Here is a 12,194-nt window from a genome sequence, read left to right as displayed (position 1 = left end):
ACAAATTACTCTCTAGACGGTTCGTATTGTGATGATTCTTCTTCATCTTCAGAAGATTCATTATGAGGTTTCGAAACCAGATTGGTTACAATAAGCTGAACGACAGAACCCAAGATTCCTTTGAACATCGAATCGCCTTTTCCGACAATAAATCTTTTTGCCAGATAACCAATTCCGATACTAATTGCCGACTGAGCGATATGACTTTTAAAACCAACAGTTTCGTTAATTTCCTCCACTGTATTTCTAATTAGATTAATAGGTTTTAAATTGTTTTTAATCTCGTCGATTTCGTCTTTTATGTCGCACCATTCTTTATCTTGGCGAACTTCTAATTCCTCAATTCTTTGATTTAACTGATCAATATTGTAAATGGCTTCCATAGTCTTTTATGTTTATTAATAATTAAATCAGTTTTTTGTTTCTTTCAGAATACTGGAGATAATCGTATTTCCAATGGGTGTTTTTATCAGTTTATGATGTGATTTTACCACAATAATTACGACGATTAAATAGAATAGCGCCATGATAAAAAAGCCATAATAATACTCTCCGAGTTCTTTACCAATCCATAAACTAATTCCAATATTTAGGAACAAAGTAAAAAATGCAACAACAATACCAATCGCTATCTTAGATGCCAACGATGATACACCATCGGCAACAGAACACACTGTTTTTAGTTTAAGTAATTCTAAACTTGTTTTAGCATAGTTCTCTGCTTTCTCATAAAGATTTAAATTCTCGTTTGTTGTTGCATTTGGTTCCATGATATAAGGTTTTATGGTTTGAAAATTTCACTAATTAATACTTGCGATTAATAGTTTGATTTTACTGTTTTAACATCGTCTTTTAGCGTGTTGTAATCTTCTTTAACTTGGTTAAGTTTAGATTTTCCTTCTTCGATAATTTCTTTACCGTTTGAAGTAATTGTGTTTACAATGCCATCAAATTTTGTTTTTAGATTATCACCATAATCTTTTGATTTATCTTTGATTTTTTTTCTTGTGTTTGATCCTTTGTCTGGTGCAAATAAAACACCTATGAATGCTCCCGCCGCTGCGGCTCCTAAAATTCCTAAAATTGTGCTACTAGTTTTCATAATAATTAATTTAATGGATTAATATTTAATAATTTGTTGATTTAATAAATTGTGATTTTTAAACTTCTCGTCCTTTAATAAGTCGAAGCAATACGGCAATAATGGCAATTACCAACAGAATATGGATAATACTTCCGAAACTGTAAACAAAGAACCCTAAGGCCCAAAGTATCACCAGAATCACTGCGATTGTATATAATAAATTTGACATGGTTTTTTATTTTAGCGGTTAATAATCAATTCTCGTTTAGTTTAACTTATAAGATTAGTTTAACTTATAAGAAAGGTATAATGTAAGGTTGCTGTTTTTTGCATCAGGAAATGTGTATGTCGTTCCTGCAACCGTTCTTTCTTTACCCACAGTCGTTAAACCATAATTGTAACGCAGTCCGATGCTAATTGGGTTAAAATCAACTCCAACACCTGCAGAAAGACCAGCGTCAAATTTGTTTAGATCATCTGTGTCAATATCTTGGTCAAAATCAACAGTACCGTTTCCGCTTACTTTAGAACTTACCAGATAAGAAGCGTAACCACCGGCGTGAATGTTAAAGTTTTTTGTAACATTAACTCGCACTAAAAGTGGAAGCTCGATATAATTAAGTCTAAATTTTGCATCCCCACTTGCAAAAGCGTTGTTGTATTCTAATTTTGCCCCTTTTGTGGTAAACAAAAGTTCTGGCTGAATGGCTACAAAATCTGAAATAGGAAGTGTAGCATAAACCCCTGCGTTGAAACCGTACAGAACATTGTTGTCATCTACATTGTCTCCGCTACCGTAAAGGTTAGACATATTGAATCCTCCTTTTACACCGTATTCGGTATTTACATTATTGTCCTGAGCTTGCAGCATTCCAAATGATGCTGATAAAAAAAGTGTTAAGGCGCATAAAAAATTGGCTTGTAATTTCATAGTAAAAAATTTAGTTAATAGATAGATAATAGGCGTTTATACATTTTGTCTTTTTATTCGTTCAGTCTCTCGCAAGAGTCTGTATTGTTGTGGCAAAAAGCGAAGAACCAGTTCGAGAATTTCTTTGTCGTTTGTTTCTCTAGAAATTGCTTCGAGTAACTCAATTTGGTTGCAGATCGCATCTGTCATGCCATTTAAATAAATGCTGTTAAAATCATAACCGTTGGCATCAATGAGGTTGTACAGGTCTCGTTTGTGCGTGGCATTTATTTCAGTAATGACAATGAGCTTCGATGTGGCCATTTTGGTTATCGCTTCCAGTAATTGACTCTCTTGAACTTCTATTCTTTTGCTTAATTCCTGAACAATTACATCTGAACTTTTTTGTTGTGCAATTTGACTTTTTGAAATAATAGACTTACTCACATTCGCCGTAGATATAAAAAAGAAAACCTCTGTTTCTTCTCTGTCATTTTTTGCAAAAGCTTGGTTCTTCAAAGTATTTTCGATCGGATTAATTTTTCTGCAAGAGGTGATGCATAGAATTAAAAGGAATGAAAAAAGAACTCTAAAAATTGAAGCTTTTAAGGGGGGAATTGCTTTCATTATTACTTCCTAAAGTATTACATTACAAAGATGCTAACGAATGAAAGATTTTACTTTACAGCATAAAAAAGAAACGTTATATAATTCCCATAATGGATTTATATAACGCTTTTTATGTGTTTTTTAAATGAAGTTTAATCGGGCAGAAACACCGTAAATACTGAACCTTTTCCTAAAGTGCTATCGGCAATTATATGACCTTTGTGGTTCTCTACAATCTTCTTGCAGATCGCTAATCCGATTCCGGTTCCAGGATAATCTGTTTTGGAATGAAGACGCTGAAAAAGAATAAAAATGGTTTCTTTAAACTGAGGGTCAAATCCCATTCCGTTATCTGTAAAAGTGATTTTATGAAATTTCTTTATAGACTGTTCTAATATTTCTGGATATTCTGATGAACTAACTTTTTCGCTCGAAATAGAAATCTGAGGTTCAGTATCGGGCTGGCTGTATTTTAATGAATTTCCAATTAAATTGATAAACAGCTGTTCGATCTGATACGGAATCACAGAAAGTTTCGGAAGTTTTCCAATTCGCTGAATAACGGCTTTCTTTTCTTCGATAATTTCTGCCAATTCAGATTCGGCATTGTCTAGAAGTTCATTAAGGTTCATTTTAATGAATTCCTTTTTGGTAGTATTGGTTCTAGAAAACAAAAGAAGGTCGTCTATTAAAACACGCATTCTTTTTGCCGAACTTTCTATTTTGGTGATGTAATTTTTTCCGCTTTCAGACATGACTTCTTTATCGGCGCTGGAAACTCTCGAAATAAAAGTCTGTATTTTTCTAAGCGGTTCTTGCAAATCGTGACTTGCCACGTGGTTGAAAGAAGCGAGTTCTTTATTGCTTTTCTCCAGTTCTTTATTTCGTTCCTGAAGTTCGATATTCAAAAGATGCTCGTCTGTAATGTCAAAATTAATTCCAAGCAAGATTTTACTTCCCTGCTGATCCGTAACCAATTTTCCTGTTGTTTTAAAATAACGGACTTCAAAATCTGGACGTACAATTTTATAATACACAAACGGAAGATGTTTTTTTTCTATAATTCCGTCAATTGCTTTTGCAACAGATTCTTTATCGTCTGGATGAACGTATTTTATAAGTGTAGCTTTGTTTGGCGCAAAAGATCTCGGTTCGAGACCTAATAATCGGAATTGGTTGTCTGAAAAGTCAATTTTATCAGAATCCAAATCCCATTGCCAAGTGCTGAATTTACCAATATTTTCAGACTCAGAAATTAAACCTGTCGAAATTAAAAGTTTTTTATTGAATACTTTCAAGCGTTCAAAATCACGGCTAATTTGACGATATGCCAATAAAATAAAACTCAAAGCCACAAGAAATAAGGAAATAGAAAAAAGCGGACTCAAAGAAATTTCCGAATCGTAAATTTTTAGCCTTTTCTTTAGAAAGTCTTTCTCAATATCGTTCATTTCATCCACCTTAAAACGGATGTTTTCCATTAAAATACGGCCGCCAAACATATGATTGTCGAGCTTTCTTTTGTCGTATGTTTTAGGATCGCTGTATTTTAGACAGTTTTCAAAAGAAACAAAACGTTGGGTAATGAGTTTGAAAAGTTTCTGAAGATTATCCTGCTGTTTCGGATTATCGGCAGTGAGTTTTTTTAAAGTGATAAACGAAGTATTTACCTTGTCTCGGGAATAAATATACGGAGTTAAAAAACGGGCATTGCGCGTAATAATATACCCGCGCTGGCCCGTTTCTGCATCTTTTATAGCCGACATTAAGCGTTCGAGCTGAATGTTGATTTCGTAAGTATGCATAACCAGTTTGCTCGATTCATTCAAGTCCTGGTTATGTTTGTAAGCAATTGAAGAAAGGAATAACAGAATGAAAACTGCGATTACAAAAATAACTCTCAAAGAGTTTGAAGAATTAAAATTTGGTATCCACTTCATTATTGGAATGCTTTTATTTTAGTCGCAGCAAGAAATTATCACGGTTTAGACCAGAAGTATGATAATGCCAGTTTACAGTCACGACTTCATTAATTATTTTTTTTAACGTATTGAAATCGCTTGGCTTTTTGATGTAAATATTGGCGCCTTGAATAAAGGTGTCTTCGATATCCTCTTCTGAAGAAGAAGTAGAATAGATCGCAATGATTATATCTTTTAAATGATCCGTTTTTTTGATTTCAATCAAACATTCTTTACCTGTTTTCTTAGGCATGTTTAAATCTAGAAACAAAATATCTGGAAGTTTATTGTTTGTGTCCATTAAATGATCCATAAGCTGCATCCCGTCATGAACGAAATTTACATTCGTTTGTATCTTTATTTCTTCAAAAGCATCTTTAAAGAAAAGACGGTCATCTTCATCGTCATCGGCCAATAAAATGTGTAATGCGTTTTTTTGCATTTTAATGTGGTATTTGGGTTTTTATTTTAAATTTTCTCTTCGTTTCTTAATAATTCTCTGAAAAGTAGATGGAGTAATGCCAGTTGTGTTTTTAAACTGTGTACTCAAATGCGCAACACTCGAATAATTAAGTAAAAAAGCAATTTCAGTCAAACTCATTTCGTTAATGATAATAAGCTGTTTTGCTCTTTCGATTTTCTGTAAAATAATAAAGTTTTCTATAGAAGAATAAGTTACTTCAGAGAAAACATTAGATAAATATCCGTAACTGTGGTTTAGCTTTTCAGCCAAAAATACAGAACTTTTATAATTATTGCTATCATCCATAAAAACAAGTTCGATAATTGCATCTTTGATTTTTTGGACTAATACACTTTTTTGATTTTCAACTACTTCAAAACCACACGGAGCCAATTTAGTTTTTAAATTGTCTAGCGCTTCGGCATCAAGATTGTCTTCAATCTCAATTTCGCCAAATCCTAGAGTTGTAAAATTTACATTGTTTTGTTCCAGATTTTGTTTCAAATAAAGAGAGCAAATAGTATTAATGTCGAACTTTATAAATAGTTTCATTTTATAGAAATTTGGTTAAAGATACTTAAATTATTTGGTGTTTTTGCTTTTAATTAGCACAGAATTATGTCAAAATACGATTTTAAAATAAAATTTTCAAAAAAATACCGTCTAATATTTTTACTAGACGGTATTTCCCTGATTGAGTTGTAAGGATTTACAATTCTGACAGGATTTGATGAAATTCCTCTTTTGTTTTTCCCAATTTTTGCTGAAGTCTTCCGTACATTTCGTCTTCTTTTCCTTCAGCAAACATCAAATCATCATCTGTTAGTGTTGCAAACTTTTGTTTCAGTTTACCTTTCAGCTCATTCCAGTTTCCTTTTATTTCGGTAGTATTCATGATATCTCTTTTTTTGTATTTTATTGTATTGTAAAATTGCAAATTTTAAATCAGGTTTATGTTACATTTATTTTCCCGACTGTTGCATAATTTTCATTTTGATAGAGAATGACAATCAATTCATAACTCAAGATTACGCCTGATATCTTCTTAATATCCAAGCCATTTTTTCATGTTCTTGCAGTAATCCTGTCACAAAATCGGCTGAGCCTGCATCGTTGGTTTCGTTTTCAAAAACCGGAATATAATCTCTAAATTCTGTTACCAGCTGTTCGTGATTTTCTAGAAGCTCAGATAGCATATCTTTTTGTGAAGCGTATTCTTTTGGAGATTCTTTTAAAGTCGAGTTGTCAATAAACTCCTTCATTGTTCCAATTGTTTTTTCTCCCAGCTGATTAATGCGTTCTGCAACTTCATCAATTTGGGCTTCAAGAATGCGGTATTGCTCTTCAAACAATTTGTGCAGTTCCATAAAACTGTTTCCAGAAATGTTCCAGTGAAATTTTCTTGTTTTTACATACAACGTCATTTCATTTGATAAAATCGTGGCCAGTATAGAAGCGCTCTTTTTTAAGTTTTTTGGTGTAATTCCGATATTTGGGCTCATAATTGTCTTTTTAATGGTTTATATCAAATTTACTTTTGATTCTAATTTTTCTCTTACACAATTTTTGATTGATGTTATAGGAATTCAATGTTAATGAGATAATTTAGAATAAAGTATGATTAATATCATTCTGAGCGATCCCGAGGCTTCTGAAGAAGGTGCAAAGGGCGTCGACTCCGCTCAGCCTGACAACAGCAACCACAAACCATCAACCACAAACCATCAACCATCAACTATTAACTATTAACAATAAACCATCAACCACTAACTCATAAAAATTATTATTTGTAATTTTGCCGCACAAGCAAAAAAGAATATGACAACACAACAACTACACGAACAAATTCTTCAAAAAAAATCATTTTTATGCGTTGGATTAGATCCAGATCTAACTAAAATGCCAGCACATTTATTAGAAACAGAAGATCCAATTTTCGAATTTAATAAAGCAATTATTGATGTCACACACGATCTGACTGTTGGCTACAAACCCAATACGGCATTTTTTGAAGCTTACGGAATAAAAGGATGGATGTCTTTGCAAAAAACAATCAATTATATCAACGAAAATTATCCTGATATTTTTACGATTGCCGATGCAAAACGTGGCGATATTGGGAATACTTCGAGCATGTATGCCAAAGCTTTTTTTGAAGACTTGAATTTTGATAGTGTAACCGTTGCTCCTTATATGGGAAAAGATTCTGTAGAACCTTTTTTAGCTTTCGAAAACAAGCATACAATTATGTTAGCTTTAACTTCAAATGAAGGTGCTTTCGATTTTCAGACTTTAAATACAAACGGAAAGGAATTGTACAAACAAGTTTTAGAAACTTCTAAAACTTGGAAAAACAGCGAAAACTTAATGTACGTTGTTGGTGCAACTAAAGCAAAATATTTTACTGAAATTAGAAAAATTGTTCCAGACAGTTTCTTATTAGTGCCTGGAATTGGTGCTCAAGGCGGAAGTCTGTCTGAAGTTTGCAAATATGGAATGAATGATAAAGTTGGTCTTTTGGTAAATTCTGCAAGAGCGATTATCTATGCGTCAAAAGGAACCGATTTCGCTGAAAAGGCTAGAGAAGAGGCTTTGAAAGTACAGCAGGAAATGGAAGAGATTATTAGTTTAAAGTTTCAGGTTTAAAGTTTCAGGTTGCTTTACTTTGAGCATAATTTTTTAACGCAAAGTGCGCTAAGTTTTTTCGCATAGTACACAAAGAAGTTATTCGCAATCTTGTAAAAGTTTTTTAAGTTCTCAAAGAAGAATGTAAGCTTTACTTTGTATAAGCTTTGAGAACTTAAAAAACTTTTATTTAAAAATTATAAGCCTTCGCGAACTCTGCGAAAAAACTTAGCGCACTTTGCGTTAAATTTCACTCCAATAAACCAGAAACATGAAACAATTAACTGATCAGCTTGGTACTATTCATTCTTTTGAAACAGCTCCAAAACGTATTATTTCGCTTGTTCCTTCACAAACTGAATTATTGTATGATTTAGGTTTAGAAGAAAAAATTATCGGAATTACGAAGTTTTGCGTTCATCCGTTTCATTTTAAATCTACCAAAAAGACTGTTGGTGGAACGAAGAAAATTCACTTCGAAAAAATAAAGCTTTTAGAGCCAGATATTATTATCTGCAACAAAGAAGAAAACACGCCTGAGATTGTAGAACAGTTAAGTGCAATTTGTCCAGTTTGGGTTACAAATATTGTTTCTATTGAAGATAATTTCCAGATGATTTCAGATTTCGGACAATTATTCAATTGCAGAACCGAAGCGCAGAAATGGAACGATAAATTGGCTTTTGCATTAAGCGATTTCAAAAATTATGTACAAGATATAAAAGAAAAGAAAGCAGCCTATTTTATATGGAAAAATCCATACATGGTTGCAGGAAATGATACGTATATAAATGAGTTGCTGAAACTCAATCATTTTAAAAATATCTACGAAGACAAAGGCCGTTATCCCGAAATCGAATTAAAGAAAATGCGTTTAGAAGGAGATCCAGATATTGTATTTCTTTCATCAGAACCTTATCCTTTTAAAGAAGAAGATGCTTTTGAAATTGGAAGATTTACACATCACGCCAAAACCATTTTTGTTGATGGCGAAATGTTCTCTTGGCACGGAAGCAGATTGCTAAAAGCGTTTTCGTATTTCAAATTACTGCATGAAAGATTGAAGAATTAGTTTTGTTTCAAGTTTCAAGTTTCAAGTTTCAGGTTTCAAGTTTCAGGTTTCAAGTTTCAAGTTTAACCGCAAAGAGCGGAATCCCAATCGCTATCGGGAACGCAAAGTTCGCAAAGTTTTTTAGATAAAGCTTTGCGAACTTTGCGCTTTATACAAAGCTTAATAAATGAAAAACTTGCGCTCTTTACGTTAAAATTATGTTCAAAGTAAAGCAACTTGAAACCTGAAACCTGAAACAAATAAAACTTCTAGCCCAAAAAAAATGCCGACATCTCGAAGACGTCGGCATCATTTAACTAACCAAAACCAAAATAATAAATAACCAGTTTATTACACTACAAAGATCCGACATATATCAATCTTTTGCTGTTAAGATCTTGTTATTACTTTGTTGGATATAAGTTAATGTTCACAAGATTGTAGTTTTTAACCGCAAAGAGCGCAATCCCGATAGCTATCGGGAACACAAGGTTCGCAAAGTTTTTTTGCACAAAGCTTTGCGGACTTTGCGCTTTATACAAAGCTTAATAAATGAAAAAACTTTGCGCTCTTTGCGGTAAAATTAGGTTCAAAGTAAAGCAACTTGAAACCAAGAAAAACCTGAAACCTGAAACTAAACTTTTATAAAAAAAGAATGCCGGCATCTCGAAGATGTCGGCATCATTTAACTAACCAAAACCAAAATAATAAATAACCAGTTTATTACATTACAAATGTCCGATATATATCAATCTTATGCTGTTAAGGTTTTGTTATTACTTTGTTGACCATACGTTAAGATTTGTCAAATCGCTGTTTTGAGCATTCAGTATCATAAAATAATCTTTAGTTATTAAAATATAATAACAATCAATTTTACTTATGAATATGCTAAGAATAAGTTCGTATATTTGATAAAACGTTAAAAATCAGCAAAATGGAATCAAACAAAAAATTAACAACTGCAACCGGAACTCCCGTTCCAGACAATCAAAACATTCAAACAGCTGGCCCTCGTGGACCTGTTTTATTACAAGATTTTTGGTTCTTAGAAAAGATGGCACATTTTGACCGAGAGGTGATTCCGGAAAGAAGAATGCATGCCAAAGGATCTGGGGCCTACGGAACTTTTACTGTTACACATGATATTACCAAATATTCAAAAGCAGACTTGTTTTCTGAAATTGGAAAAAAGACAGAAATGTTTGTGCGTTTTTCAACTGTTGCAGGAGAAAGAGGCGCTGCTGACGCCGAAAGAGACATACGCGGTTTCGCGATGAAATTTTATACAAATGAAGGAAATTGGGATTTGGTTGGAAATAATACGCCTGTTTTCTTTTTCCGTGATCCAATGAAATTTCCAGATTTAAACCACGCTGTAAAACGCGATCCAAAAACCAATTTGAGAAGTGCTGATAATAATTGGGATTTTTGGACTTTGTTGCCAGAAGCTCTTCATCAAGTTACAATTGTAATGAGTGACCGAGGAATTCCGAGATCGTATAGAGAAATGCACGGTTTCGGAAGCCATACTTTTAGCTTTATTAATGCGAAAAACGAAAGACATTGGGTGAAATTCCATTTAGTTTCGCAACAGGGAATCGAAAATTTATCTGATGAAGAAGCTGCTAAATTAGTCGGAGGAGATAGAGAAAGTCATCAAAGGGATTTGTTTAATGCAATTGAAGAAGGCAATTTTCCGAAATGGAAAATGTTTGTTCAGATTATGTCAGAAGAGCAGGCGAGAACCTATCGTTTTCATCCATTCGATTTAACTAAAGTTTGGTTAAAAGGAGATTTTCCGCTAATTCCAGTTGGAGAATTTGAATTGAATAAAAATCCAGAAAATTATTTTGCGGAAGTAGAACAGGCGGCATTTAATCCAGCTCACGTAGTTCCAGGAATTGGTTTCTCTCCAGATAAAATGCTTCAAGGACGTTTGTTTTCTTACGGAGATGCTCACCGTTATCGTTTAGGGGTAAACAATTACCAGATTCCAGTAAACGCTTCTAGATGTCCGTATAACAGTTTCCACAGAGACGGAGCAATGCGTGTCGACGGAAATTATGGCGGAAGAAAACACTACGAACCAAACAGTTTCGGCGAATGGCAGGAACAGCCAGAAGTAAAAGAACCGCCTTTGGCAATTTACGGTGATGCTTACGCACACAATTTTAGAGAAGATGATAATGATTATTTCACTCAACCTGGACTTTTGTTCCGTTTATTGACCGATGAGAAGAAACAGCTTTTGTTTAAAAATACAGCGGGTCAAGTAGGAGGAGCACAGAAATTTATTCAAGTACGTCATATTAGAAACTGCTATCAAGCCGATCCAGCATACGGAGAAGGCGTAGCAAACGCTCTTGGAATGACAATGGCAGAAGTAAATGCTTTTGATGATCCTAGATTGGCTATTAAAGCTAGGTGAGGTTCTAAGTTTCTGAGATGCTAAGATTCTAAGTTGCCAACTTTTGAGCTTATGATCGATAAATAAGAAACCCGACAGATTTTTAAAATCTGTCGGGTTTGCTATATAAAAAACTTAGTATCTGAGAAACTCAGAACCTTAGCATCTTAAAAATTAAGAAAAAACCACCGTCTTATTGCTATAAACCATCGTTTTTCTTTCAGCGTGCAGTTTAATGGCTCTTGCCAAAACGATGCGTTCCAAATCACGTCCTTTCATGATAAAATCTTCCACAGAGTGAATATGAGAAACTCTTGCGATATCTTGTTCAATAATTGGACCTTCGTCTAATTCTTCTGTTACGTAATGGCTTGTGGCACCAATAATTTTCACACCGCGTTTAAAAGCCGAATGATACGGTTTTGCACCTGGAAAAGCTGGTAAAAACGAATGGTGAATATTAATGATTTTATTTTCGTATAACGAAATCAATTTTGGAGTTACAATTTGCATGTAACGCGCTAAAACGATAAAATTGACCTGATATCTTTTCAAAAGCTCAATTTGTCTTGCTTCGCCTTCTTCTTTGTTATCTTTTGTAAAAGGAACATAATGAAACGGAATATCAAAACGTTCTGCAATCGAACGCAAATCATTATGATTACTGATAATCATCGGAATTTCAACACCCAATTCATCAGCACTGTAACGTCCTAAAATGTCAAATAAGCAGTGATCGTATTTAGAAACAAACAATGCCATTTTAGGTTTTTGCTCCTGATTGTACAAATCCCAAGACATATTAAAGTCAGTCGCAATTGTTTTGCTGAACTCTTCTTTTATCTTTTCAATGTTACTGCCTTGATTGGTAAATTCACATTCTAAACGCATAAAAAACACATTCTGTTCTACATCCACATGCTGGTCGATGTAGGTAATGTTTCCTTCTACCTTGGCAATAAAAGTAGTCACTGCGGCGATAATTCCTTTTTGATCTTTACAGTGAATGAGTATCGTAATTTTTTGCATTTCAGTTTATTTTTGGTTAGTTGCAAAGATGCTAAGACACTAAGGCATTTAG

15 protein-coding genes are annotated in these 12,194 nt (G+C 33.7%); 3 read left to right on the top strand and 12 right to left on the bottom strand.

All coding sequences use genetic code 11. The annotated features are described in order from the left end of the window. Positions 1-5: 5 nt before the first annotated feature. From AAYQ05_RS07320 to AAYQ05_RS07270, 11 genes are all read right to left on the bottom strand, one after another. On the bottom strand, positions 6-383 hold the full coding sequence (locus AAYQ05_RS07320) for a hypothetical protein (protein ID WP_343542266.1): 378 nt from the start codon (positions 381-383) through the stop codon (positions 6-8). A gap of 27 nt (positions 384-410) precedes the next feature. Then, positions 411-770 (bottom strand): hypothetical protein, encoded by a 360-nt coding sequence (locus tag AAYQ05_RS07315; RefSeq protein ID WP_281631846.1) that lies wholly within the window; start codon positions 768-770, stop codon positions 411-413. A gap of 47 nt (positions 771-817) precedes the next feature. Continuing rightward, the gene (locus AAYQ05_RS07310; protein ID WP_198856936.1) at positions 818-1,102 is read right to left on the bottom strand and encodes a YtxH domain-containing protein; all 285 of its coding nucleotides are present in this window, start codon (positions 1,100-1,102) and stop codon (positions 818-820) included. Positions 1,103-1,160: 58 nt separating this feature from the next. Then, positions 1,161-1,313, bottom strand: coding sequence for a lmo0937 family membrane protein (locus AAYQ05_RS07305; protein ID WP_111365189.1), 153 nt, complete (start codon positions 1,311-1,313; stop codon positions 1,161-1,163). A gap of 54 nt (positions 1,314-1,367) precedes the next feature. Beyond that, on the bottom strand, positions 1,368-2,015 hold the full coding sequence (locus AAYQ05_RS07300) for a porin family protein (protein WP_343542261.1): 648 nt from the start codon (positions 2,013-2,015) through the stop codon (positions 1,368-1,370). 36 nt (positions 2,016-2,051) lie between these two features. After that, positions 2,052-2,513 carry a DUF4142 domain-containing protein gene (locus tag AAYQ05_RS07295; RefSeq protein ID WP_343542259.1) on the bottom strand — a complete coding sequence of 154 codons (462 nt, stop codon included), beginning with the start codon at positions 2,511-2,513 and terminating at the stop codon, positions 2,052-2,054. A gap of 242 nt (positions 2,514-2,755) precedes the next feature. Then, on the bottom strand, positions 2,756-4,543 hold the full coding sequence (locus AAYQ05_RS07290; protein ID WP_281631850.1) for a CHASE3 domain-containing protein: 1,788 nt from the start codon (positions 4,541-4,543) through the stop codon (positions 2,756-2,758). A gap of 13 nt (positions 4,544-4,556) precedes the next feature. Further along, the gene (locus tag AAYQ05_RS07285) at positions 4,557-5,006 is read right to left on the bottom strand and encodes a response regulator (protein WP_177210351.1); all 450 of its coding nucleotides are present in this window, start codon (positions 5,004-5,006) and stop codon (positions 4,557-4,559) included. Positions 5,007-5,027: 21 nt separating this feature from the next. Next, positions 5,028-5,579 carry a helix-turn-helix domain-containing protein gene (locus tag AAYQ05_RS07280; protein ID WP_343542256.1) on the bottom strand — a complete coding sequence of 184 codons (552 nt, stop codon included), beginning with the start codon at positions 5,577-5,579 and terminating at the stop codon, positions 5,028-5,030. Between the two features lie 157 nt (positions 5,580-5,736). Then, a complete protein-coding gene (locus AAYQ05_RS07275) occupies positions 5,737-5,922 on the bottom strand; it encodes a CsbD family protein (RefSeq protein WP_095929846.1) in 186 nt (61 codons plus the stop codon). Between the two features lie 133 nt (positions 5,923-6,055). Continuing rightward, positions 6,056-6,529 (bottom strand): Dps family protein, encoded by a 474-nt coding sequence (locus tag AAYQ05_RS07270; RefSeq protein WP_177210349.1) that lies wholly within the window; start codon positions 6,527-6,529, stop codon positions 6,056-6,058. Between the two features lie 316 nt (positions 6,530-6,845). On the opposite strand from AAYQ05_RS07270, the gene pyrF reads away from it, so the two are divergent. The 3 genes from pyrF to AAYQ05_RS07255 all read left to right on the top strand — a co-directional run bounded on the left by pyrF (position 6,846) and on the right by AAYQ05_RS07255 (position 11,134). Then, the gene (pyrF, locus tag AAYQ05_RS07265) at positions 6,846-7,673 is read left to right on the top strand and encodes an orotidine-5'-phosphate decarboxylase (protein WP_343542253.1); all 828 of its coding nucleotides are present in this window, start codon (positions 6,846-6,848) and stop codon (positions 7,671-7,673) included. Between the two features lie 250 nt (positions 7,674-7,923). Then, positions 7,924-8,724 carry an ABC transporter substrate-binding protein gene (locus tag AAYQ05_RS07260; RefSeq protein WP_343542252.1) on the top strand — a complete coding sequence of 267 codons (801 nt, stop codon included), beginning with the start codon at positions 7,924-7,926 and terminating at the stop codon, positions 8,722-8,724. A gap of 916 nt (positions 8,725-9,640) precedes the next feature. Then, a complete protein-coding gene (locus AAYQ05_RS07255; protein WP_343542251.1) occupies positions 9,641-11,134 on the top strand; it encodes a catalase in 1,494 nt (497 codons plus the stop codon). Between the two features lie 153 nt (positions 11,135-11,287). Here AAYQ05_RS07255 and purU read toward each other — a convergent pair whose 3' ends face one another. Beyond that, a complete protein-coding gene (gene purU, locus AAYQ05_RS07250) occupies positions 11,288-12,142 on the bottom strand; it encodes a formyltetrahydrofolate deformylase (RefSeq protein ID WP_343542250.1) in 855 nt (284 codons plus the stop codon). Positions 12,143-12,194: the final 52 nt, after the last annotated feature.

It is taken from the genome of Flavobacterium movens (assembly GCF_039581425.1).
Classification (GTDB): Bacteria; Bacteroidota; Bacteroidia; order Flavobacteriales; family Flavobacteriaceae; genus Flavobacterium; species Flavobacterium luteolum.
Note: the sequence above shows the minus strand (reverse complement) of the source record. Positions and strands in the feature narration are given on the sequence as shown.